This window comes from Amycolatopsis antarctica, from assembly GCF_002262875.1.
Taxonomy (GTDB): domain Bacteria; phylum Actinomycetota; class Actinomycetes; order Mycobacteriales; family Pseudonocardiaceae; genus Amycolatopsis; species Amycolatopsis antarctica.
On record NZ_NKYE01000012.1, the window covers coordinates 36,037 to 58,653 of the forward strand.

Sequence of the window (22,617 nt, forward strand, 5' to 3'; positions counted from 1 at the left end):
CGCTGGCGTGCTCGCTCGGCGGTTATCAGCAGTACTTCGGTGATTCCTCGGAACTTCGGGGATCTCAGTACTTCGGGGTCTCTGTGCTTCCGGGTCTCAGTCGCGGGTGAGCTTGCGGTGGGTGACCCGGTGGGGCCTGGCCGCTTCGGCACCGAGACGTTCGATCTTGTTGCTCTCGTAGCCCTCGAAGTTCCCCTCGAACCAGAACCACTGCGCCGGGTCCTCGTCGGTGCCCTCCCACGCGAGGATGTGGGTGGCCACCCTGTCCAGGAACCACCTGTCGTGCGAGATGACCACGGCGCATCCTGGGAACTGTTCCAGCGCGTTCTCCAGCGAGCCCAGCGTTTCCACGTCCAGGTCGTTCGTCGGCTCGTCCAGCAGGATCAGGTTTCCACCCTGCTTCAGGGTCATCGCCAGGTTCAGCCGGTTGCGCTCGCCACCGGAGAGCACGCCTGCCGGCTTCTGCTGGTCGGGGCCCTTGAAACCGAACGCGCTGACGTAGGCCCTCGAGGGCATCTCCGTCTGTCCGACGTGGATGTAGTCGAGCTTGTCGGACACGACCTCCCAGACCGTTTTCGCCGGGTCGATCCCGGACCGGTTCTGGTCGACGTAGGACAGCTTGACCGTCTCGCCGATCTTGACGGCGCCCTCGTCCGCGTCCTCGAGCCCGACGATCGTCTTGAACAACGTCGTCTTGCCGACGCCGTTCGGGCCGATCACGCCGACGATGCCGTTGCGGGGCAGGTCGAACGACAGTCCGTCGATCAGTACCCGGCCGTCGAAACCCTTGCGGAGCTTGTCGACCTCGACCACGACGCTGCCCAGCCGCGGGCCCGCCGGGATCTGGATCTCCTCGAAGTCGAGCTTGCGGGTCTTCTCGGCCTCGGTCGCCATCTCCTCGTAGCGGTCCAGACGCGAACGGGACTTCGTCTGGCGTGCCTTGGCGTTCGATCGGACCCACTCGAGCTCGGTCTTCAGGCGCTTGGCCAGCTTCGCATCCTTCTTGCCCTGGACGGCGAGCCGTTCCTGCTTCTTCTCCAGGTAGGTGGAGTAGTTGCCCTCGTAACCCACGACCCGGCCGCGGTCCAGCTCCATGATCCACTGCGCGACGTTGTCCAGGAAGTACCTGTCGTGTGTCACCGCGAGAACGGCACCGGGGTAGCTCGCGAGGAACTGTTCCAGCCACAGGACACTCTCGGCGTCCAGATGGTTGGTCGGCTCGTCGAGCAGGAGCAGGTCCGGGCTGGACAGCAGCAGCTTGCACAGCGCGACCCGGCGCTTCTCGCCGCCGGAGAGGTGGGTGACGGGCTCGTCCGGCGGCGGGCAGCGCAGGGCGTCCATGGCCTGCTCGAGCTGGGAATCGAGTTCCCAGGCGTCGGCGTGGTCAAGGTCCTCCTGAAGCTTGCCCATCTCCTCCATCAGCTCGTCGCTGTAGTCGGTGGCCATGAGCTCCGCGATCTCGTTGAAGCGGTCGAGCTTGACCTTCGTCTCGCCCAACCCCTCCTCGACGTTGCCGCGGACCGTCTTCTCCTCGTTGAGCTCCGGCTCCTGCAGGAGGATGCCGACGGACGCACCGGGCTGGAGGAACGACTCTCCGTTGCTCGCCTGCTCGAGCCCAGCCATGATCTTGAGGACGGTGGACTTGCCGGCCCCGTTCGGCCCGACGACGCCGATCTTGGCGCCCGGGTAGAAGGCGGTGCTGACGTCGTCGAGGATTACCTTGTCCCCGACGGTCTTGCGCACCTTTTTCATGGTGTAGATGAACTCGGCCATGCTGGCGATCGTAGAGCCGTGCCGTGGACGACCTGACGGCGGTCACCCCCTCCCCCATGCCCGGGCACGCCCCGTGAACGCCTCCGTTCGCCCGATGCGGGGCACAGCTGCGGGGGTCAGGCGGCGGGCGCCTGCTGTTTGCTACCCACGGTCACGTCCGCGGCGGACCATGGCTCCGCGGCGGCGGCCTTGCGTCCGTTGCGCCGGACGGTCGCCGTGCTCCACTGCAGATTCGGGCCGAGCGCGACGGCCTCCAACTCCGGCATGGACCGCACCTGGCCGCCCGCGTCGTACTCGCTGGTGTGCAGGCGGCCGTTGACGATCACCGGGTCGCCCTTCGACAGCGAGGCGAACGCCCCGGCCGCGAGTGTGCGCCAGCAGGTGACCCGTACGGCGAAATGCCTGCCGTCGCCCCACGTTCCGGCGTCCTTGTCGAAGCGCCGTTCGTTGCTGCGCAGCCAGAAGCTCACCACTTCGACGCCCTCGCCGACCGCGCGCCTGGTGAGGTCGCTGCAGACGTTGCCGACCATGGTGAGCGTGGTTTCCCCTACTGCCATTGCCCTGTTCCCTCCCACACGGTGTGCCCCGCGAACCGGGGCCTGGGACCAGAGTGGGGCGCGGACGCGACCGATGGGGCGCCGGCGGGGAATCTGTGGACAGCTCGGCACGCGGGGGACAACCCGGGCCGATCCGGCGCGGTCCGGCCGAACGTGTCGGTGGGCCGTGCTAAAGGGGCCGTCACTCGCGGCGGTTGCCCGGTTCCGCGAGCTTCTTCAGCATCTCGTTGTACGCGTTCAGGTCGGCCTCACCGTTCGCGTCCGAGGCCCGATCGGTGCGCCTCGCCTCGCGCTCGTCGGCCCGCGCCCACTGCACGAGCAGCGCGACGAGCACCAGCAGCACCGGGATCTCTCCCGCGGCCCAGGCGATACCGCCGCCGAGCCGCTGATCGATGAGCAGATCACCGACCCATGGCAGCTTGAGCGACTGGTAGAACGGCTCGCCCATCACCGTCTGCCGGTTCATCAGCACCACGCCGAAGAAGGCGTGGAACGGCATGGACGCGAACATCATGCCCAGCCTGCCCAGCGGGGGCAGCCGCCGCGGCGCCGGATCGACGCCGATCACCGGCCAGTAGAAGACGTATCCGGACAGCAGGAAGTGGGCGTTCATCGCCAGGTGCGCCCAGTGGTAGTTCAGCGCGCTCTCGAACAGGCCGGAGAAGTACAGGATGTAGAACGAGCCGACGAACAGCACCAGTGCCACCACCGGGTGGGTGAGCACGCGGGACACGGGCGACTGGACGAAGGCCAGCAGCCACTCCCTCGGTCCCGGCGGGGCGTTCTTGCCCGCCGCGGGCAGCGCGCGCAGGGCCAGCGTCACCGGTCCGCCCAGCACGAACAGCACCGGCACCACCATCGACAGCAGCATGTGGCTGCCCATGTGGACGCTGAACATCGCCGGCGCGTAGCGGCCGATGCCGGAGGACGTGGCGACGAGCAGTACCGCGCAGCCGGCGAGCCACGCAGTGGTGCGACCGGGCTGCCAGGTATCGCCGCGCTGCTTGAGCCGCCGGACGCCCAGCAGGTAGAGCACGGCCAGGACGACGGCGAGCGTGCCGAAGACGAGGTCGAATCGCCAGTCCAGCAGCAGCGACGAGACGGTCGGCGGGCCGTCGAGGTCGTAGCCGATCAGCAGTTCGGTGGTGGACGGCTGGGCGGACACCTCCTGTGGCGGCGGGGTGCGGGCGAGCGCTGTGGCCAGACCGATCGTGACGAACATGATCAGCACCTCGACGGCGGCCAGGCGAAGGAGCTGCCCTCCGCCGGCGCCGTCGACGAGGTCGCGTACGCCGCGCCGCCGCTGCTGGTGACCGAAGACGCCGAGCAGCACCAGTGCCACCGTCTTGGCTATCACGAGCAGTCCGTAGTCGGTGGTGAACAGGTCCGCGGGGGTGACCCGGACCAGCGAGTTGATCACCCCGGACAGCGCCATCACGATCCAGCAGACCAGTGCCAGCCGGGAAAATCGTTGCGCGGCAAGGGAGAGTCCGCTGCCGCGTCGCCAGCCCAGTGCCAGCAGTGCCACCAGTCCGCCGACCCAGAGCGCCGCGCCGACGAGGTGGTACAGGAGGCTGTTGGTGGCGAGGTCGTGCGCGCCGCCGCTGGCGGAGTGACCGGTGACCGCGACCGGGACGAGCCCGCCGACCGAGAGGAAGAACAGGGCTGCGGTCCAGCCCCAGGTCAGCGCGAGCCGGCAGCCGAGTGCCAGCAGCAACGCGATCAGCGCGGTGACCAACCACGCCTTGGGCTGCTCGATGGCGTCGACGAAGTCGAGCAGGGTTCCCGGGTCGAGCATCTCGGTCACCGGCTTGCCCGCCCCGTCGGCGGCGGTGAACAGGACCGAGGCGATCGCCGCGAGGAACCAGATCCACGCGGTGATTCCCGCTGTCCGCAGCGCCGCGTACCCGTCCGGGGCCAGCACGCCCGAGCTCTGCGGGGGTACCAGGAACGTCGCCAGCAACAGGGATCCGATGCACAGCACGGACGCCGCTTCGGCGATGACCCGGACGACGGTGATGCCGTAGCGGGTGAACGCGCCGGGGTCGGGCAGCCCGGCGATCACGTATCCCGCGCCACCGGTCACCGCGACGAGCGCGACGGCCACGACGGCGCCGAGCACGACGCTCACCGACAGCAGGGGCAGCACGCTCACCCGGCGGCGTGCGGGCTCGTCGGTCACAGACGTTTCGGCAGGCACCTGTCGAGGGTATGCGGCCGCGAGGCGTTGCGAACCGGCAGGATGTCGGGTGTGCGGATCATCCTGCTGCGGCACGCCGAGTCACTGGGCAACGTCGACGAACTCGCCTACACCCGCATCCCCGACCACGCGCTGCCGCTGACCGACACCGGGCGGGCGCAGGCCGCCGCGGCGGGCCCCGCGGTGCGAGCGGCGCTGGCCGGGCGGACGGCGACCGCGTACGTCAGTCCCTACCTGCGCACCAGGGAGACGTTCCGTCTGCTCGACCTCGGCGACGCCTGCCCGAGGGTGATACACGAACCGAGGCTGCGCGAGCAGGACTGGGGCAACCTGCAGGACCCGGACGAGCAGGAGGTGCAGAAGCGGCGCAGACACGAGTTCGGCCACTTCTTCTACCGGCTGCCGTTCGGTGAGTCCGGTGCCGACGTCGACGACCGGGTCGCCGCCTTCCTCGGGGAACTCGAGGGACGGGGCCCGCACACCGCGCTCGTGGTCTCGCACGGCCTGACGATCCGGTTGCTCTGCCGCCGTCTGTTCGGCTGGAGTATCGAGCTCTTCGAATCGCTGTCCAATCCGGCGACCTGTGAACTCCGGGTGGTGGAGGACACGGGCCGGGGCCCGCGGCTCGATCCGGTGTTCCAGCAATGGCGCGAGTCACCGGACGGCTGCGTCCAGTTCTGATCGCCGCGCCTGCTCCCGCACCCGCGCGTACCGGGCCCCGAGGGCGGCCGCCGCGATGACCGCCGCCACCGCGGCGACCACGACGAACGCGATCGGCAGCGAGGTCAGTCTGGCGATGCCGCCGATCGCGGGCGGGCCGGCGAGGAATCCGCTGTAGGCGATCGTGGTGACGAAACCGATCTCACGCTCGCCGCCACTGCCGTCGGCGTTCTGGCCCGCTTCCCCCGCCAGGCTCAGTGCGACCGGGAACGAGGCGGCCAGCCCTGCTCCGGCGAGTGCGAACCCCAGGTAGCCCGCGGCCGGCAGCGGCACGAGCGCGGCGGCGAGCAGCCCGGCGGCCGCGGCGGCGGCGCTGCCGATGAGCAGTCTGGTCGGCCCGAACCGTCGCTGCCCCCAGGCCCCCGCAAGCCGGGTGATCGCCATGGCCAGCGCGAAACCGGAGTAGGCGAGCGCGGCGGCTCCCTCGCCGGTGGCGTGCGAGGTCACCATCAGCAGTGCCGACCAGTCCGCGCTCGCTCCCTCCGCGATGGCCGAGCACAGCGCGACGGCGGCGAGCAGCCAGAGCACCGGTCTGCGGGCGAGGGGCCGCGCCTGCAGCGCAGGACGTCCGCCGTCCCCGGCCGCGGTCCCGGAGTGCACGGGCAATGGGCGGACCAGCACGGTGAGCACGATGGCGGCGGCGCCGCCCGCGAGGGCAAGATGCGCGGCCGGGGACCAGCCCGCCGCGGCGGCACCACCGGCCGCTGCGGAGCCGATCAGCGCGCCGAACGCGAAGCCCGCGTGGAAGACGGGCATGATCGACCGGCCCGCCCTGCGCTCCGCGACGACTCCGGCGACGTTCATCCCCACGTCCAGCGCGCCGACCGCGGCACCCAGCCCGAGCAGTGCGATCCCGAGCAAGGCGACGGAGCCCGCCGAGCCGACCGCGGGCAGCAGCGCACAGCCCGCGAACCCCGACCAGGCGGTCACCGCGCGCGCCCCGAAACGCTGTACGAGCCGACCGGAGACCGACGCCGCGAGCACCATGCCGACACTCGCGCCCAGCAGGGCGAGCCCGAAGGTGCCGGTGTGCGCATCGACCTGCTCGGTCAGCGCGGGCACCCGCGGTGCCCACGACCCGAGGGCGGCACCGTTCACCGCGAAGACTCCGAACACGGCCGCGCGTTGCGACACCACGGGCACTCCCCCTTTCTCGCGCGAACCTGCCCCCGCCGGCGTCGAGCGGCGGTGGCGTAACTGTTGCGCCAGAATGACTTAAGCGCTTCAGAATATCCAGCGACCAATACGTCCCGAAGCCCGGTACACGTGAAGATCGCACCCCGGGAACCGGGTTCGCCGGTAGCACCGTCACGACATCCGCCGCAAGCGCTGTTGCGCAACTGTGGACAACCGCCACCCATTCGGGCGGAGATCAACTACTTATCCACAGAAGTAAAAACACGGGCTGACAAAACACATTTTTCCCGACAGGCTTGGCACATCGCTTCCACTCGCCGAAAAATTCGGCGGTCACGATTCCTGATGGGGAGATCCACGACATGTCCACGCACCTGCGTTCGCTGCGTTCACGACTGCCCAAGGTCATCGCATTGACCGCGTTGAGCCTCCTCTGCAGCTCCGGAATGGCTTATGCGACAACAACTCCGACCCAAACACCGCCGCCCGAGTTCAACTGCACGCAGGGGGAGTTCTGTGGCTGGTCCGGCGAGTTCTACGGCGGCGGAATCCAGCGACTGGATCTACGCACCGCGAATCCCGATGAATGCATCCCGCTCGCCGAAGGATTCGAGGCGATGTCGTTCGCCAATCGCACGGACCGCTACGTGACCATTTACCAAGGCGCCGACTGTTCGACCGAGGGTGACTTCAGCACCTATCCGGGCAACGGCACCTTCGTCCCGCAGGGGCCTTACGTCGTCCGGGCGATCCAGCTCTGGGACTGACCCCATGACAGGTCGTGTGCCGCCCGCTCCTGGGGAGAGAGCCGCAAGGAGGCACACGGCCCGGGGCCGAACCCCGAGCTCGGCCCCGCTCGCGGGCGCGCCGGTCCGGCTGATCCGGCGCGCCCGCGAGGCTCCTACCAGGACTTTCCCAACCGCAAGGCCAGGGTGAAACGATTTGACGGTCTCGGACGATCAAGGGATGTAGCGGCTATTAAGCTGCTGACGTGCGCGCGGCCGCGGTCACCGCACAGGCCCTCGTAGCTCAGCTGGATAGAGCAAGAGCCTTCTAATCTCTAGGTCGCAGGTTCGAGTCCTGCCGGGGGCGCACCGTTTGACCAGCAGGTATGCACGGCGAGCCAGCTCCACCGCAGTCGTCGTGACAGGACATGTGACATGAACCGGCGTACTATCGCCTGTCATGGCGGCTCCCACGAAGCGCACCAAGCGTCAGCGCGGCAGCATCGACAAGCTGAGCAGCGGCACGCTCCGCGTGCGCGTCTACGCAGGACACGACCCGGTCAGCAAGCGTGAGCACTACCTGACCGAGACGATCCCCGCTGGCCCCAACGCCGAACGCCAAGCCGAGAAGGCACGCACTCGCCTGCTCAACCAGGTAGACGAGCAACGCAACCCGCGGACCAACGCCACCCTTGCCCAGCTCATCGAGAAGCACCTGAGCGTCGCCGAGTTGGACCCCGGCACATTGCGCGGCTACCGACGCAACTACGAGAACCACGTCAAGCCGCTCATCGGCGCGACGAAGGTCGGCGCGATCGACGCACACGTACTCGACTCCTTCTACGCCGAGCTACGCAGATGCCGCGCACACTGCGACGGCCGCACCAGAATCGACCACCGCACGCACCATCCGCACGCCTGCGATGAGCGATGCGGCAAACACGTCTGCCAGCCGCTCGCGACCTCAACCGTGCGCCGCGTCCACTTCCTACTCAGCGGAGCATTCAAGCGCGCTGTCCGATGGGGCTGGATCGCACACAACCCCGCAGCGAAGGCTGAGCCGCCACCAGAACCCAAACCCGACCCGCAACCCCCAACGGCAGCGGAAGCCGCCCGAATCGTCAATGCGGCGTGGGAGGACCCCGACTGGGGTGCGTTCGTCTGGCTAGCAATGAACACCGGCGGCAGGCGAGCCGAACTCTGCGCACTCCGCTGGCGTCACGTCGACCTGACCAACGGCACCCTCGACGTCCGCAAGAGCATCGACCAATCAGGCGGGGAAACAACCGAGAAGGACACCAAAACCCACCAGCACCGCCGAATCGCCATCGACCCGGAAACCGTCATCGTCCTGACCGATCAACGATCGCGCTGCATGGAACGAGCGCAGGCACTCGGAATCGAACTCAGCGACGACGCCTTCGTCTTTTCGCTCGCACCCGACGGAAACTCACCGATGAAGCCGGACACCGTCACGCAACGGTACGGACGACTCGCCAAGCGCCTTAAGATCGCCACCACGTTCCACAAGCTACGTCACTTCTCCGCGACAGAACTGATCGCGGCAGGCGTCGACCCCCGCACAGTAAGCGGCCGCCTCGGCCACACAGGCGGCGGAAGCACCACATTGCGCGTGTACTCGGCATGGGTGTCTGAATCCGACCAACGGGCCGCATCATCCCTCTCCTCTCGAATGCCCGCCCGACCCACGGATGTAGCGACACCTACCGAACGCGCCAAGACAGACCCTCGCTCACCTTACGAGAAGGTTGCCGCTCAGATTCGTAACCAAATTCTGTCGGGTAATCTGAAAGTTGGCGCCCCCGCGCCTACACAGAAAGAGATCACAAAAACTCATTGCGTATCCGCCGGGACGGCGAACCGAGCAATTGAGTTACTAAAATCGTGGAACCTCGTCGACGCGACCCGTGGTCGTCGTGCCGTCGTTCTTGAACCCCCGGAAGATGCGTCGCCGGAATCTACTCCCCGAAACAATATTGAATCGCACCCACCTAACCAGAAACTGATTGAAGCCCGACTCATCTATCTCGGCGAATTGGTGCGCACCTTTAAGACGGAAGCAGACGTGTCAGACGGGAGCACGCTTCGCCAACTGCTAGCAAACGCCGTACGTCGTCATCAGGGCAGGACCACCACAGAGATTGGAGACTACGAACTAGAGATTAGACAGGAAGGAAAGGATCCAATCGTGTTCGCGGAACTCTGAGGTCCACACAATCCTCAGTTGCCAACGAAAACACTTTGGAATAAGAAACACCGACCCTCTTGAGTCACCTTGCGCTAACTGAAAGTTTACTGTTCAGAACGTAGCTTTTGATACCCCGCCGAAAGCAGTGCGTGCATATCAGCTGTAGATAATTGAACAGTACGGTCACCTCTTCGTTGATATACCGACTGAACCTTGGTTTTCGTAGAACCAGCACCATTCGACGTAGTAACCACGAAAAGCTTTTCATGCTCTGGTTGCGCAGGAATCATAACGACAACTACAACACCGTCATCGACGGGGACTGCGTCGATTTTCATTCCACGAATGGCCGGACTAACGTAATCGTCAATTATCTTCTGATATCGGTCAACAGTGTGAACTCTCGACGATACCGGCGTTACCTCTGCAACAGTGTCAGATCCGTTCAAGGGTCTAGTTCTGACCCCGACAACGAGCAATGAGGACCGGAACCCATTCGCGAATCCGCACACAGACTTTACTAGCATCTCATTACCTTCTCGCGAACCCAAAGAAAGTGTGGACTTGCATTCCAGCCAGTCGCATTCTTTTGCACCCAGAAGGTTACTAAATTCTCCGTTTAATATAGACTGCCTTGTTTCCACAAATCGATCAGGGCCCAACTCGCCGCGAAATGTACATAAAGCCGACCGAGTAGCCTTCATAGCTTCACCTACCGCACCAACTAAAACGGAGAAGTCGCTAACAGCAAGCGTCACCGACCAGTAATCCTCGTCGACTTCTTCATCCGCTTCCATGTGTTCCAGTGATTCAACTGTCGCCCCTGCGGATATAAAAACCTGTTCAACATGGGATCGAGCATACTCAAGCGAGCGAAAATTTCCACCAGAGAGGTTGAAGTTCAACGTTATATCGCCGCTTCGATAGAAAAGTGCGCCGAAATTCTCGTAAATCTTTCCATTATAGAAATGGAACCCGAAGACTACGCACTCCCGTTCCGGAAGCGCGAACTCCCCTTGGACGAACGAATGCAGATCAACAAACGATAAATTCGCAAAATCTTCAAGTCGAACGTCAACCCCTCGCACTAATCCGAAATCGTTAGAATCCCACGAGCCAGGATTTCCTTCGCCGAGGTTGTAGAGCTTAACCCGAGCTCGAAGATTCGAGAAATTGATCAGTCTACGCAATGCGTCGTCGGTCATCACCATTATAGTTTAGCGGATGGAACCTCCAAGGGTCTTGGAGGTTCCAACGTCAGCTGAGGGCCCAGTTTTCACTAGATCACACAGATTAACCTTGCGCCAATACCACGTCTAGGTAATTTTGGTTCATGCTCACCCGACGAGTATGACTGAATTGGAGCCGTGCACAGGTTCCGAATGGTTGCGGTCAGTGGTTGAGGAGAACCAAGCGTCGTCGCTGTCGGGTTGAACCAATTGCCATAGCAAGGTTACGAGCTTGCTCCGCGTAGCGTTGAGAAGGTTCCAACTCGCCACGATTCATGAAAGCTGCGGCAAGGTCGACCTTCAAGGCCGTTTCGGCGCGCGTAAAGGTGGAGTCTAGCTTATTCAACGCGGAAGTCAGCACATCGATCGCTTCGAGTTCACCTATGCGCGCCAATGCGTGGCCACGCCAGCGGGCCAGGTGAACAGCATCCAGTACGACGTACGGGCGTTCACGACTCGGTGCCGTGTCCGGCAGTAGCTGGGCGGCCCGATCGAATACTCGCAGACTGGCTGACCGGCATCCCGCCGCCGCAAGTGCTTCGCCGTGCGCCGCGGCTAACCACGAACTCAGCAGCCTGGGAATTGACTTCCGCCGACGGAGCTGCAGTAGTAGTTCGGTCGCTCGCGCTACCTCTCCTATGTCCAGCAGGACAAATGCCTGTTCAGCGGCCGCATGTGACTCGAACGATGGGTCGCCAGACTCGCGGGCTGCGAACTTGCCGCGTTCGTAGTAGTGCCATGCGGCGGAAACGTTGCCTGCGTCCAGCGCTTGCCAACCCGCCAGCGTGCATACCTCGGAGAGCAGAGCTGCCAGCCGCTCGCGACGTGCGGGCATAAGGCTGTGTTGTAGCAAGGCGGTCACCTGATCCGCCTTGGCAGTGGTTTCGCCGTGGGCGACAGGTGCGCCGAGTTGGCGGTCAAGTCTGCGAATACTCGAAAGCTGGCCCTCCAACAGGTCGATGACCTGGTTGTCAACGCGCGCTGACGAAGTGAGCCGCGCACGTAGCTCGGCATCGGAGCGGTCCAGTTCGGCTTCCCCGTCCGCGGGGGCAGTCAGCAACTCGGCGATGTCAATGCCAAATATGCGTTCGAGCAGTCGGGCAGTCGCCGGGCGGGGAGGGCCGACCGGCTTGCCGCTAGCTCCTTTGCCCGCGACGAGACGTTCGAGGTGCCGCAGGCTCAGTGTTCCTGGTTCGCCGTGTTCGCGAGCGAAGCGTTCGGCGTACGCGACGAACTCGCGCAACGTCTCGCGGCGTACTTCGCGTATCTGCTGTTCAAGCACCGTTCGCGTCCGCCGGCCGCGCGGCTGCGCCGGTCCGTTGTCTGTGGTCCCCATATGTCGGCCTCGTGTCGGGTCTCTGTCGTTCCTATGTCGGTTGAGCTGACGACAAGCTGAATTCAGTTTGTCACACGCCGTCAGTGCTGGTCAGTACTGACGCACCGACGTCAGGGGATGAGCTGTGGGCACCGACAGCGAGGGGCTGTACGTCGTGTGGCATCGATGTGCGGTCGATGGTCTTGAGCACGCCGTCACAGATGAGGAGTTCGCGGGTGGCGCTCGCCGTCACCTGGGCTTGTACGTGGCGGTGTGCGGGCACGTGACCCGGCCGGGGTCGATGCTTGCGCCGTCCCGGCCACCGTGCGTTCGCTGCGTAGCTCGGGTGCGGGCTGCAGCGCTTCCCGACCCCGTGCCCGCGCAGTCAGGCCGTGGCGGAGTTGTGCGCCGGTTGTTCGCCTGGTTTCGGTCTCCGGTCGTCCCGTCGCCCGTAGTGGTGTCCCCCGGACGGGACGGCCGGTCTGCGCTGCCGGTGGACGCGAGCAGCGGGCCAGCCGCGCTCGCGTCCACCGGTCGCCACAAGATGAGGCGATCCGCGTGAGCCGCCCGGTGATGTTAGGGCGACCGGTGCCGGGCGTGGTGGGCGAAGCCTCGCGGGTTTGTCACTTGTTCGCCGTGCCTGCCGACGTCGAGCCTGCCTCGCAATTGGCGGCGTTGTGTGGCGCGCAGTTCGGACCTGGGCAACTTGAGTTGCTGTCGGAGCCTGCCGGGATGCCGTGCGTGCCGTGTCTGCGGGCGGTGCCGCTGCCAGGCGCGATCGAGGGTAACTCGTGATCGGTCGGCAGACGATCACCGATGAGTGGCGTTCGCAGCGGGTGCATTGGCACGCCTACGTGATCCCGCGCACCGATTCGGCCGATCGACGGTGGCGACTCCGGGTGGTCCGGCTGGACTCCGAACCGGACGCAGTGTTGTCGAGTCCGGTGGCGGTCGCGGACTGGATCGAGCGCCTGACCCGTGAGCACATCGAGCCACGGCAGACGTGGGCGGCTGCCGAACAGTCGTGGGTCGAGTTCGGCGACGCCGACGACCTTGCGCGCAGCCGTCGCCTTCACCTTGTCGTCGCCTCGCATGGCGACTCGCTTTACGTCGATATCCCCACTTCGTCCGTACCCCTTGACCTGTTTGTGGAGGCAGTCACCCATGCCGAGTGCGACCAGCACAACCCCGAAGGCGATCCCGCTGCCGCCTGAAACCCCAGGGCTCGGCGGCTGCCCGGCCGGGGGCGATCACGCCCCGATCCCGGTTCAGGGTGAGTCGTACAGCTTGTGCGCGAAGTGCGGGGCGCGGTGTTGACCATGTCCGACGACGTTGACGCCCGGCTGGCCGCGATCGAACGCCGCGCAGCCGAGCTGGATCGCAAGTTGGACGAGCTGATCGAGCTGACCGCGAGCCTGCGTGACGGCATCCCACACGACATCGCGCGGCCGGTCTCGCGGCCCCGAATGGGCCGTGGTGACGGCCTTTTGCGCGGTTGTCTCAGCCGTCACGGGCGGCGTTTCCGCAGGTGATACCCCTTAGCGTGCCGTCACACCACGAGTGACGGCACGCCAGCGGGTGTGACGGCATCACAACTCGTCCCGCAGCCTCTCGGCGGCTGCGCGAACGTCCGCCACGACGTAGCCGCGCACCTGGCGAGTACCGCCATCCGGACCGGGCACACGGTCACGGCGGGACGAGCAACCGAGGTCGCCCATCTGTCGACCGAACGAGTTCGGCTCGACGTCGAGTGCGTCGACCAGTTCGGCCGTAGGTACGAACTCCCGGTCGTCGGCGTTGCGGTCGAGGTAGTCGAGCACCGACGCCAGCGGTTCCGGCAGTGCGGCCGGTTCCCTTGCAGGTGCGCCCGATCCGATGGCCTTCGCCACGGCCGCGTGGTCGAGCCACGGGGTGGTGTCGTGGCCTACCGCGTGCCCGGTGAGCGTCCCTAACGCTTCGCGGAGTGCCCGGCCCCGTCGGCAGACGGTCTGCCAGTCCTCACCGGGCATGTAGTAGGTACGAACAGTCATGGCCAGAGTGTCGGCCCCTGCTTGCGTCTCGCCGTCCGGGCGCAGAATGCCGACGCCCTTGTGCGATGGGAGCAGGCGGCTGCTGTCAAAGCCGCGCGTGTTCATCTGCTCCCCGAGCACGATGTTGCTGTCCCGCCAGTCCATCACCCGCAGCGCGAACCGCGAGCCGAGCACGGCGCGCAGCCCGGACGGGATGGTCTTGGAGTCCGGCCGTTGGGTCGCCAGGACGAGCACGATCCCGGCCGCTGGCGCCTTCTTCGCCAGCCACGTCAGCAGCTCCCCGATGTACTCGCCCGCGGTGAGCTTCTTTCCTTGTACGTCAACGGGTGTGCGGTCTTCCAGTGGTACCTGGACCTCATCGATGAACAAGGCCGTGACAGGCATGTCCAAGGTGGTGTCGCGGGACATGGCGGGCGTGATCTTCGATTCTGGGCACGTTTCGTCGTCCAGTTCCCGCATCCGCCGGTACCGACCCTGAACCTCCCCGACCAACTCCACTAGCCAGTCCTTGAGCGCGAGTACGTGTTCTGGATCGTCGCCGGACAGAAACCGGTGCGCGACCTGCTCGGCGGCCACCCAATCCTTGCCCGCCTTGAAATCCGCCACATACAGCCGGGTGTGCGGATCGAGGATCAGGCCAGCAGCCGCGAGCCGTGTTGCGAACGTCTTGCCCTGCCTCGGAATCGCACCCACGAGCAGCGACGTCCACACCAGCGGCAGGTCGATCCGACGATCCCGCGCGTCCCGGCCGAACGGCACCGGCCGCCACGCATCCCACCGCGAGACGCCCAGCAACGGAGTCCGCAACGGTGGCGCGGAATACGGGTCTTCGTCCGCGACCCACAACGCGACGCGGCCCGCGTGTCCGCCGTTTCCGCGCACTCGCTCCGCGATCAACTGAATCTCGTCGACCGCCAGCGCCGACGCCAAGGCTTCCCGGTGCTTGATGACGTCCGCGGCCTTGCGCGTCGCGGGCAGGTCGACGGTGACCGCCCACCCGTCACCCACGCGAGTCGCCCGCTCCACCAGACGCAGCATCTCGTCCTTGCCGATCAGCTTCGCGTCACGGAAGGCGTCGACCAGGACTTGCGGATCCATCGTCCAGGTCAACGCCCGCGGCCCGGCCAACGATGGCTTGCGTCCGGGGCTGCCGTCCTTGCGTCGGCCGAGCACCGCCAGCGCCACGGACGCGACGCCACCCGCGATCCACAATGGACGTTCGCCGTAAACCCATGCCACCACAACGGAAACTACAGCGACAGTCGCGACGATGGCGGCTGTGACCTTCCACCGGAACAACGTCAGTTCCCGGATATCACCGAACTTGTCCGCCAGCTTCTGCGATTCCTCGACTGCCTCCCGGTAGTCCCGCACGGTGACCCACTTCCGCCACCACCGCAGCCCGGCCACCACACCGCGCACGACCGCACGCAGGTAGCGCCACGGTGACCGCAGCACCGCCACCGCCGCATCCTTGGCCGCTTGCGCGGCGAGCGCACGGCTCTTGAGTTCGGCCGGCACTCGCGGCGAGGACCGCCACCACCGCACGAACCGCACCCAGCGCGACAGCGCAACCGGCGAAGGCGGTGCGTCGTCGACCAGTTCGCCGTAAAGAACCGGCCCGCTGTGCTCAACCTCCACGGCCTCGGCACGGGCCAGCGATGAACCCTCGCCGTTCACGGCCTGGTCGCCTGCGGTGTTCAACGCTTCGTCGTCGGAGGCGTTCACGGGCGCTCACCCCCGTCCAATTCAGCGGCAAGGGTCTCGGCCAGGCGGGAGGACAGGCCACGCGAGCAGTCGGTCACCTGTCGCACCCATGCCGGAGTAATCACCACGTCCGGGGTCCATGCCTGCCGTGCCTCGTCCAGGTAGTCCGCGAACAACTTGCGGCCCTTGCGTCCCCGAGTGCGACGCCGTCCAGTCGTGCTGGCTGGTTCACGTTCCGGGGCGGCCTCGGTGAACGCGGCGTTCACGGCCTCGGTCAGCTTGTCCCGCAGATCGGTGACCGCCTCGGCCGCGGTGAACACCAGCAGCGGCGGAACCGAGTGCAGCACGATCCCGGACAGTGACCCGGCCGCGTACGACTGCCACGTGTTCATCACGTAGGTGGCGGCCAGGGTGAACCACTTCGCCCGCCGCACCCACGGACCGGTCGACACCTGGTAGCGAGCGGTGACCTGCTCGGCCCGCAGGATCGCCAGCAGCACCAGCGACACCGTGGGATCGAGCAGCCACGCCGCAAGCCAGGGCAACGACCACACAGGCGACCCGTCCGCCGCAAACGACTGAACGTTGGTCATCGTGAACGCCAGCCCGAGCACGATCCCGGCCCAGCACAACCGATCGACCTGTGCCCGGACCCGCTCCACTCGCAGCGCGATCACGTCCGGATGGGTTCGGTAGGCGCGCAGTTCGGCGGCCTCGGCCGCGTCCTGGGCGAGCCGTTGTCCAGCGGTCAACGGGACGTGCTGTGCGTCGGCCGGGCCGGGTGGCCGCCCGGAGGCGGCCACCCGTTCAGCGTGTCCGGTCATCGACGCTCACCCCGCCGAGTCGTGTCCAGCGACGTCACGGTGAGGGTGCGAGTCAGCACGTAGGCCGCCAGCAGATCCGGCAGCGCCAGCACCACCAGCAGCAACGTCACATTGCCGGGATTGGCGATAACCAGCCATTGCACGCCAACGAATGCGGCTGCCATCACTAGGACACGGCCCGCCAGCGACACCGCCCGCACACCGGCCCGCGCTCTGTCGACTGCCTGCCGTGCCCGGCGTGACCCGATCCGCCACACCACGACCAGAGCCAGCAGCACACCGGCACCGGCCAACACCTGTTCCGGCGTCAGATTGACCGTCATGGCTGCTCACCCGCCCATACGCCGCGGTTGATGTGCCGCCACTTCCACACCTGGTAGACCTCGCGCCGATCCGTATCGGGCAGGCCGCCCCACACGCCGACCGTGAGCGGCCCGGCGACCCGTAGTTCCAGTTCGAGACACTCGTCAGTGACCGGGCAGCCCGCGCACATCTCGGCCGCCAACTCCCGGTCCGGGGCATCCTCGCCGGGTAGTTCCGGCAGTTCGTCCCGGTCGAAGGCCCAGACGCACAAGCCGTCGCGGGTGACGACCTTGCACAGCACGTCGTCCGGCACGTCCACGAACCGGTCGAGGCTCGCGGCGATCTCGTCGTAGTCGTCCTGGTTCACCACGCCGCACCTCCGGTCACTCGGGCGACCTCTCGGGCGGTGCGCTGTTCCGCCACCATCCGGGCGGGATCGATGCAGGTACCCGATTCGGTGGCCTGGTCGATGAGTCGGTCCAGCGCGACTGCCGGAACGACGTAGCGGGTGCGAATCCGCACGGCGGGGAAGACACCTTCCCGTATCGCCCGGTAAAGCGTTGAGGAATCCACGCGAAGGACTCGCGCGGCTTCACGGACTGTGTAGAACGCCGGTTTTCCGGCATTAGGCATAGCGGTACCCATTGATGAATTCCTTAGAAGTTGTTTCAGCTTGAATATGAGCTGATATCAGCTTGTGTCGAGACAGAATTGCCCCAAAAGCGCGAGGCACATTCGCCGAGGCGTGATCGAGCGCTAATCTCGGCTCTCAGGCGGACCACGGAGGAATGGGTGACGGAGGACTGGGCGGCGGTCGCGAGGGCGATCAACGAGCGCACGCATGAGCTCGGCCTTCGCCAGCGCGAGCTGGCAGAACGCTCGCACGTCTCGCAGGCGATCGTCCGCGAACTTCAACACCAGACCGTCGAACGCCGTCGCAGTGCCCGGACGCTCGAAGCCTTGTCGCTGGCCCTGGACTGGCATCCGGGCCACCTCGCCGCGGTCCTTGCTGGACGAAAACCCTTGCGCCCAGGGGAAACCGGCGACGACACCACGGACAAGATCCTTGCCCGCCTCACCGCCATCGAAGGCCGACTGGACGACATGAGCAAGCGGCTCGACACCATCGGCGACGACGTGGCCGCGCTGTCCGAGCCGGCTCACCGCCGAGGCTCCCGGTAGGCGGCTGATGCACTCGCCGCGCTGGTTCCTGTTCTCGCTCATGCACTCAGGAAACGGCAGCGGAAGCCTTATTCGCAGGTGGCAGCGGTTAACCCAGAACCTATTAACCGCAATTAACCTCGCAGGTCACAGCGGTTATCGGTGGTGCATATTCTGATGGCCGCAACCAAGCTCCAAGCCGTCCGAAAGCAGCTCGACTACAAGGCCGCGGAAGTCATCGCGCTGCTAATTCGACGTGCCGACGTACTCGGCGTCCCGGTGATGGAGGCGGCGAGCCTCAAGACGAAGCTGTCCCGCTGGGAGAACGGCCACGAGCAGGTCAGCGAGCCGTACCAGCGGCTGTTCCGCGACGTGTACGGCCGAACCAACGACGAACTCGGCTTCCCCACCGACGACGAAGACGACGAGGTAGCGGAGCTTCGCTCACGGCTCGCCGTGGCGCGCTCAGTCGATGCGGCAGCCGTGGACGCCTTCCGCCGCCAAGTCGACAACGCCCGCCACGTCGACCGACAGTTCGGCGGGATCGCGCTGCTGGACCAGCTCCGCAGCCTCATCGCGCAGCTTGAAGGGTATCTGTCCCACAGCACGGCGCGCGGTCAGCGCGAAGCGCTGGCCGGGGTCCTCGTGGAGGCGTCAACGCTCGCAGGGTGGGTATCGCTCGACCGCAACGCGATCAGCCAGGCATGGAACCACTACGAGCGGGCGAAGACAGCGGCCCGTGAGTTCGGCTCGACAACCGCGCTCGCACACGCCCTCGCGGAACAGGCGTTCGTACTGATCGACATAGACGCGGCCGACCAGGCGGCCGAGCAGCTCGAACACGCGCGATCCCTTGGCGACCACACCGTTCCGCCGCTGCTGCAAGCGTGGCTGACGGCCGCCAGGGGCGAAGGGCTCGCCGCGTCCGGCCAGCGAACCGAGGCACTGCGAGCGTTCGACACGGCAGACGCGCTGCTACCCAGCGAACCGAACGACCCTGCGCTGCCCTACCTGTTCCTCGGCGGCTCACACCTGGACCGCTGGCGCGGCAGCGCCCTCGCCAAACTAGGCGAACCGGACGCCGTCGAGCACCTGACGAACACACTCCCCCGCCTGCCAGCAGCGTTCGTCCGTGCCCGCGTCGGCATGATGGTGGACCTCGCGTTCGCCCACGCAGCCGCCGGGAATCGCGACGAGGCACGGCAGTACGCCCGCCAGGCACGCCAACTCGGCCTGCAGATCAGGTCAGACCGCCACCTACGCAGGCTCAGCGGCCTGATCCTGCCTACCGGCCAATCACGCTTTGTGTGAGTTCAGGTAGTAGAGCAACGCCACCAACGTGCCCGACCCCAGCAACTCCTGGCGCTGGGCCAGCTCGTTCACACGCGACAACGGCACCCACTCGACCCGGCCGACTTCCTCCGTGTCGGTCGGGTCGCCGATGTGCTCGGCACCTCGCCAGAGGTAGACGTCCATGGGGGCTGTGACCTGGCCTGGCAAGGGTTCGAAGCTGACCAAGTGCTTGCCTTCGCCGGTCGGCTGCCATCCGCTCTCTTCGGCAGCTTCACGAGCAGCTGTCGCAGCTGAATCCTCTCCGTCATCGACCAGCCCGCCTAACAGCTCGTATCCCCACTGCTTCGTCGCAAACCGATACCTCCAAAGCATGAGGGCCTCGTCGCGGTCATTAACAACCAAGGCGATCGCAATCCGCGCCAAGTGCACCACATGATATTCCCAACGATTTCCATTGGGCGCCTGAACATCTACTAGCGCGAGCTGAACCCACCGGTTGTCATACACCAAACGTTCACCGTAGGTACGCCATGCTCCGACCTCATCGACCATGTCAGCAATCATACCCCCACGGCCAACTGCATGATTCACGTCCGGTTCAACTAGTAGCGATTACCCGAGTTAACGTCTTGCACGGCTTGCACGGCTCGCCTTAGTCGAAGTGCGTTCCATGTCACGAGCTAGCTTAGCGCTTACGTCAGGCCAGGAAAACGTAGTCGCAGCTTCGTCAAATTTCCATTGAGAATCTAGGTAACGACGAAATATATCTGCTCGATCCAGCCTGTCATTGATCGACTGTACGTCCCCTACATCTCGGCGAACTGCCGGATCAACTATTGGAGTATCAACGATCATCCCGTCAATATACGCAAAAAACGTGAGCATCCTTTGGTGCATATACCCACCAGCTGCCGTCACGCGCACCGACCGCATGCCTGGATCATCCCGACTAACGTCAAGCAGCTTCCAGTCGACGCCTCGTTGGATTTGCGCCTCGATCTGCCCAACGGCATATCCAAGACCCTGCAAGTGCTCATAAACGTTTCGCTCGTCCACATAACCATTTTGAGACGACTCTCCACGTGCCTGGCAAGCAGCAAGAATTATTGGCAACGTAAAGTGCTCGCGACCGTCGCTGCTGGTTATATCCAGTATGTTACATACCGCAGAAGATCGCGGATCATAGTGCGAATACTCACCATACAAGATTGATCGAATGAATTCATGGATGGGGAGCGTATAGAGACCTCCACGGTCGTGCACTTCCAGGATCCGCGCAGTCGATACGTAGCCGCTTCCTACAAAGCGAGACACAAAATCCAACGCCTGGCGAACATTTCCGGAACTCAGATTGTCAACCAGTTCCTTTAGCTGGTTGTTGTTTTTGAATGCTTCAACTAGGACATTCAAGTACACGAGTAGGTTATCTGAGTCGATCGTAAGACCGGTCGGGAAAGAGTCGAGACGTCCAGTTCGGTGCAATTGGGTTCGCGCGAAATCTAGCCTCTTTAAGATTACAAGATCAGTTCTCGGCGGCTCAACCGTGAAGACCCTAGGTTGATAAGCAGTAAGGGATCCCCGCTTCTTGGACGTGTAGAAGGTGTCCGGCCTCAACGACATAAATACCGCGAGAGGCCACGTCTCAGAAAGGGACTGACCAATCACAAAGAGGCGCTCTTGAAACTCTAACTCGTGATGGTCAATGTTATCCAGAACGAGAACGAACTCAGTTCCCCGACTTCCACGAAGATGCTCGAGACTTCTCCGTAGATGCCCCAGGCCATCTGCCTGCAACTTCGACAACATATCTAGCTCAAACCTGGCGTACTCCGACGGATTTGTCTCCCGAAGACCACCGTACAAGCTCTTCTTGAACTGATTCACCTCCTTGTTGTAAACCGCCCTTACAAAAGGGCCCTCAAATATGTCAACCTCTGCCTGCGCCTCCAAAGAGCTAATCATTGAGTCGACGAGATACTGACGTACATCATCAAGAAGGGATGACTGACGAAGAAGATCCACATAAAACACAATGGACTTCTTCAACACGTCAGCAGCCTCTATTCGAATGAAGTGCTTCAGAAAAATTGTCTTTCCAACCCCAACGTCACCCAGAAGCACCAAAGGGCGCCTCGTCAAGGCTGCCGACAGAAGATCGCCCGTGAGTCGCGCTTCTTTTTTCTTTCCTTTTGCTACATTGTCAACTGCGGCAACTTTATGTACTTCTGCATACCGCGAACGCAGGATTTCCTTGCTAACAAGTGCGTATTGCGACAAGGCACCACTGGTGCAGTAGCACTCTTCAAGAAACTCGTCAGACACCTCGTCTTCCTGCACGAGGTCCTGAAGAAATAAGTCGGCAAGTATTCGCACATCAGTTTCTAACTCGGAGCGATATCTAAACCCGGGATAGTTGCCAATTCTTGCCGAAAGCCTCTCCGGAGGCGGCGCGAGCTGTCCGCGGCGAGCAAACTGAAGACGAAGCGTTCCCGCTGCCACACCCTCACGGGATAGGCAATCCCAAAAGAGTGAGAAGTCCCGCTCCATGTCCACCAGACTAGCAAATACCAGCGCGCGCCCCGACAAAGGAGGAGTTCCATCACCCCTACTCCCAAGGAATGCAATCAATTGATGGCCGTTGCACAGAACAGCAAGGCTTATACCGCCAGTTTGGCAGTAGCGTACAACCTGCTCAAGTGCAGCTTTATTTGAGTGATTGTAGTCGTATATAGTTTTTACATCTACATAGCGCTCTTTTTCCACGCCTACCGGGAGTTCGAAATGGCGACCAGTTCGTTTAGCTTCAATGACGGCAAGTCTTTCTGGTCGGCCCAGTACGTAATCAAGGTAGTCACCCGATTCGTACTGCTCGGTCGTTATATCCTCCGGCGCCCAGTCGAGGGTGTCAAAAAGCAATCGGTCTATCAAACGGAGACGTGTTGTCGCCTCGTTCAAGTCCAAATGTCTTTCGGCTTCCGTGGCCAGGGTACCTATTGCCAGCTTTGCACGTTCATAGTTGACCACCTGCCGAACCGCCTTCCCACCACAGAGACGTCGATCGTTTAGGCTATCGATGAAGGCACGGACTCCGTAACACCCAATCAGCCGATGGGTGCATCGGAAGGCCATAGACTTGACATGGTTCGTGACATGAACTCCTGCCGAGGATGCCTCGTGACATGGCGTGGGCAGTAAGAGCACCTACAAACTCGCAGCTAGAAGCTAGATCACGCTTCGAGTGCCAGCCTTCTAATCTCTAGGTCGCAGGTTCGAGTCCTGCCGGGGGCGCCACCAGGCAGCGTAGATGTTCTGCTTCGCACAGCGGTTGGACAGCAGGAGATCCCCATACGATTGAGACATGCCGACCTTCCCGCGAGCACGTCACGGCCGGCGGCCTCATCCGGAGATCTGATCTTCGTGGCGATCACCACGTC

At 64.2% G+C, this 22,617-nt stretch carries 20 protein-coding genes and 1 tRNA gene; 8 read left to right on the forward strand and 13 right to left on the reverse strand.

All coding sequences use genetic code 11. The features are described from left to right. Positions 1 to 96: 96 nt before the first annotated feature. The 3 genes from ettA to CFN78_RS18870 form a co-directional block, all read right to left on the reverse strand. On the reverse strand, positions 97 to 1,773 hold the full coding sequence (ettA, locus tag CFN78_RS18860) for an energy-dependent translational throttle protein EttA (RefSeq protein WP_094864170.1): 1,677 nt from the start codon (positions 1,771 to 1,773) through the stop codon (positions 97 to 99). A gap of 116 nt (positions 1,774 to 1,889) precedes the next feature. Continuing rightward, on the reverse strand, positions 1,890 to 2,330 hold the full coding sequence (locus CFN78_RS18865; protein ID WP_094864171.1) for a single-stranded DNA-binding protein: 441 nt from the start codon (positions 2,328 to 2,330) through the stop codon (positions 1,890 to 1,892). A 181-nt stretch (positions 2,331 to 2,511) separates the two neighbouring features. After that, a complete protein-coding gene (locus CFN78_RS18870; protein WP_094864172.1) occupies positions 2,512 to 4,530 on the reverse strand; it encodes a bifunctional copper resistance protein CopD/cytochrome c oxidase assembly protein in 2,019 nt (672 codons plus the stop codon). A 51-nt stretch (positions 4,531 to 4,581) separates the two neighbouring features. Here CFN78_RS18870 and CFN78_RS18875 point away from each other — a divergent pair, with 51 nt between their 5' ends. Continuing rightward, positions 4,582 to 5,211: a histidine phosphatase family protein gene (locus tag CFN78_RS18875; RefSeq protein ID WP_094864173.1), complete on the forward strand. Its 630-nt coding sequence runs from the start codon at positions 4,582 to 4,584 to the stop codon at positions 5,209 to 5,211. On the opposite strand, the gene CFN78_RS18880 is transcribed toward CFN78_RS18875, so the two are convergent. Continuing rightward, complete coding sequence (locus CFN78_RS18880; protein ID WP_094864288.1) at positions 5,185 to 6,384, reverse strand: MFS transporter; 1,200 nt, start codon at positions 6,382 to 6,384, stop codon at positions 5,185 to 5,187. The genes CFN78_RS18875 and CFN78_RS18880 overlap by 27 nt on opposite strands. Positions 6,385 to 6,749: 365 nt before the next feature. On the opposite strand from CFN78_RS18880, the gene CFN78_RS18885 reads away from it, so the two are divergent. The 3 genes from CFN78_RS18885 to CFN78_RS18895 all read left to right on the forward strand — a co-directional run bounded on the left by CFN78_RS18885 (position 6,750) and on the right by CFN78_RS18895 (position 9,339). Further along, a complete protein-coding gene (locus CFN78_RS18885) occupies positions 6,750 to 7,154 on the forward strand; it encodes a peptidase inhibitor family I36 protein (protein ID WP_094864174.1) in 405 nt (134 codons plus the stop codon). Positions 7,155 to 7,405: 251 nt separating this feature from the next. Beyond that, positions 7,406 to 7,479 (forward strand) — tRNA-Arg (locus CFN78_RS18890). Between the two features lie 93 nt (positions 7,480 to 7,572). Continuing rightward, positions 7,573 to 9,339 (forward strand): tyrosine-type recombinase/integrase, encoded by a 1,767-nt coding sequence (locus CFN78_RS18895; RefSeq protein ID WP_094864175.1) that lies wholly within the window; start codon positions 7,573 to 7,575, stop codon positions 9,337 to 9,339. 86 nt (positions 9,340 to 9,425) lie between these two features. Here the strand turns inward: CFN78_RS18895 and CFN78_RS18900 are convergent, their stop codons facing one another. Continuing rightward, complete coding sequence (locus CFN78_RS18900; protein ID WP_240519555.1) at positions 9,426 to 10,526, reverse strand: AlbA family DNA-binding domain-containing protein; 1,101 nt, start codon at positions 10,524 to 10,526, stop codon at positions 9,426 to 9,428. Between the two features lie 187 nt (positions 10,527 to 10,713). Then, positions 10,714 to 11,832 (reverse strand): NsdA family TPR-like regulatory protein, encoded by a 1,119-nt coding sequence (locus tag CFN78_RS18905; protein ID WP_240519542.1) that lies wholly within the window; start codon positions 11,830 to 11,832, stop codon positions 10,714 to 10,716. Between the two features lie 824 nt (positions 11,833 to 12,656). Here CFN78_RS18905 and CFN78_RS18915 point away from each other — a divergent pair. Both CFN78_RS18915 and CFN78_RS18920 read left to right on the forward strand, forming a co-directional pair. Beyond that, positions 12,657 to 13,079, forward strand: coding sequence for a hypothetical protein (locus CFN78_RS18915; protein WP_094864178.1), 423 nt, complete (start codon positions 12,657 to 12,659; stop codon positions 13,077 to 13,079). A 105-nt stretch (positions 13,080 to 13,184) separates the two neighbouring features. Next, on the forward strand, positions 13,185 to 13,397 hold the full coding sequence (locus tag CFN78_RS18920; protein WP_133116383.1) for a hypothetical protein: 213 nt from the start codon (positions 13,185 to 13,187) through the stop codon (positions 13,395 to 13,397). 57 nt (positions 13,398 to 13,454) lie between these two features. On the opposite strand, the gene CFN78_RS18925 is transcribed toward CFN78_RS18920, so the two are convergent. The 5 genes from CFN78_RS18925 to CFN78_RS30120 all read right to left on the reverse strand — a co-directional run bounded on the left by CFN78_RS18925 (position 13,455) and on the right by CFN78_RS30120 (position 17,374). After that, positions 13,455 to 15,575, reverse strand: a complete 2,121-nt coding sequence (locus CFN78_RS18925) for an FtsK/SpoIIIE domain-containing protein (protein WP_094864290.1) — start codon at positions 15,573 to 15,575, stop codon at positions 13,455 to 13,457. A gap of 44 nt (positions 15,576 to 15,619) precedes the next feature. After that, positions 15,620 to 16,354: a hypothetical protein gene (locus CFN78_RS18930; protein WP_205660578.1), complete on the reverse strand. Its 735-nt coding sequence runs from the start codon at positions 16,352 to 16,354 to the stop codon at positions 15,620 to 15,622. Between the two features lie 68 nt (positions 16,355 to 16,422). Continuing rightward, positions 16,423 to 16,749 carry a hypothetical protein gene (locus CFN78_RS18935; RefSeq protein WP_094864181.1) on the reverse strand — a complete coding sequence of 109 codons (327 nt, stop codon included), beginning with the start codon at positions 16,747 to 16,749 and terminating at the stop codon, positions 16,423 to 16,425. Then, positions 16,746 to 17,099 carry a WhiB family transcriptional regulator gene (locus tag CFN78_RS18940; RefSeq protein ID WP_420807904.1) on the reverse strand — a complete coding sequence of 118 codons (354 nt, stop codon included), beginning with the start codon at positions 17,097 to 17,099 and terminating at the stop codon, positions 16,746 to 16,748. Before CFN78_RS18940 ends, CFN78_RS18935 begins: the two co-directional genes overlap by 4 nt. Then, the gene (locus CFN78_RS30120; protein ID WP_338065542.1) at positions 17,093 to 17,374 is read right to left on the reverse strand and encodes a helix-turn-helix domain-containing protein; all 282 of its coding nucleotides are present in this window, start codon (positions 17,372 to 17,374) and stop codon (positions 17,093 to 17,095) included. The genes CFN78_RS18940 and CFN78_RS30120 overlap by 7 nt, the downstream gene beginning before the upstream one ends. Positions 17,375 to 17,521: 147 nt before the next feature. On the opposite strand from CFN78_RS30120, the gene CFN78_RS18950 reads away from it, so the two are divergent. Both CFN78_RS18950 and CFN78_RS18955 read left to right on the forward strand, forming a co-directional pair. Beyond that, positions 17,522 to 17,911 (forward strand): transcriptional regulator, encoded by a 390-nt coding sequence (locus CFN78_RS18950; RefSeq protein ID WP_094864183.1) that lies wholly within the window; start codon positions 17,522 to 17,524, stop codon positions 17,909 to 17,911. Positions 17,912 to 18,067: 156 nt separating this feature from the next. Continuing rightward, positions 18,068 to 19,201: an NsdA family TPR-like regulatory protein gene (locus CFN78_RS18955; protein ID WP_094864184.1), complete on the forward strand. Its 1,134-nt coding sequence runs from the start codon at positions 18,068 to 18,070 to the stop codon at positions 19,199 to 19,201. On the opposite strand, the gene CFN78_RS18960 is transcribed toward CFN78_RS18955, so the two are convergent. Then, positions 19,187 to 19,735 carry an NUDIX domain-containing protein gene (locus CFN78_RS18960; RefSeq protein WP_094864292.1) on the reverse strand — a complete coding sequence of 183 codons (549 nt, stop codon included), beginning with the start codon at positions 19,733 to 19,735 and terminating at the stop codon, positions 19,187 to 19,189. The genes CFN78_RS18955 and CFN78_RS18960 overlap by 15 nt on opposite strands. 69 nt (positions 19,736 to 19,804) lie before the next feature. After that, a complete protein-coding gene (locus CFN78_RS28765; RefSeq protein WP_133116384.1) occupies positions 19,805 to 22,207 on the reverse strand; it encodes a hypothetical protein in 2,403 nt (800 codons plus the stop codon). Between the last annotated feature and the right edge of the window lie 410 nt (positions 22,208 to 22,617).

What these genes read in the sequence shown, in the direction of transcription:
- ettA (WP_094864170.1), bottom strand. Translation starts at nt 1,773, where the DNA reads ATGGCCGAGTTCATCTACACCATGAAAAAGGTGCGCAAGACCGTCGGG.
- CFN78_RS18865 (WP_094864171.1), bottom strand. Translation starts at nt 2,330, where the DNA reads ATGGCAGTAGGGGAAACCACGCTCACCATGGTCGGCAACGTCTGCAGC.
- CFN78_RS18885 (WP_094864174.1), top strand. Translation starts at nt 6,750, where the DNA reads ATGTCCACGCACCTGCGTTCGCTGCGTTCACGACTGCCCAAGGTCATC.
- CFN78_RS18895 (WP_094864175.1), top strand. Translation starts at nt 7,573, where the DNA reads ATGGCGGCTCCCACGAAGCGCACCAAGCGTCAGCGCGGCAGCATCGAC.
- CFN78_RS18900 (WP_240519555.1), bottom strand. Translation starts at nt 10,526, where the DNA reads ATGACCGACGACGCATTGCGTAGACTGATCAATTTCTCGAATCTTCGA.
- CFN78_RS18920 (WP_133116383.1), top strand. Translation starts at nt 13,185, where the DNA reads ATGTCCGACGACGTTGACGCCCGGCTGGCCGCGATCGAACGCCGCGCA.
- CFN78_RS18935 (WP_094864181.1), bottom strand. Translation starts at nt 16,749, where the DNA reads ATGACGGTCAATCTGACGCCGGAACAGGTGTTGGCCGGTGCCGGTGTG.
- CFN78_RS30120 (WP_338065542.1), bottom strand. Translation starts at nt 17,374, where the DNA reads ATGGGTACCGCTATGCCTAATGCCGGAAAACCGGCGTTCTACACAGTC.
- CFN78_RS18955 (WP_094864184.1), top strand. Translation starts at nt 18,068, where the DNA reads ATGGCCGCAACCAAGCTCCAAGCCGTCCGAAAGCAGCTCGACTACAAG.
- CFN78_RS18960 (WP_094864292.1), bottom strand. Translation starts at nt 19,735, where the DNA reads ATGGTCGATGAGGTCGGAGCATGGCGTACCTACGGTGAACGTTTGGTG.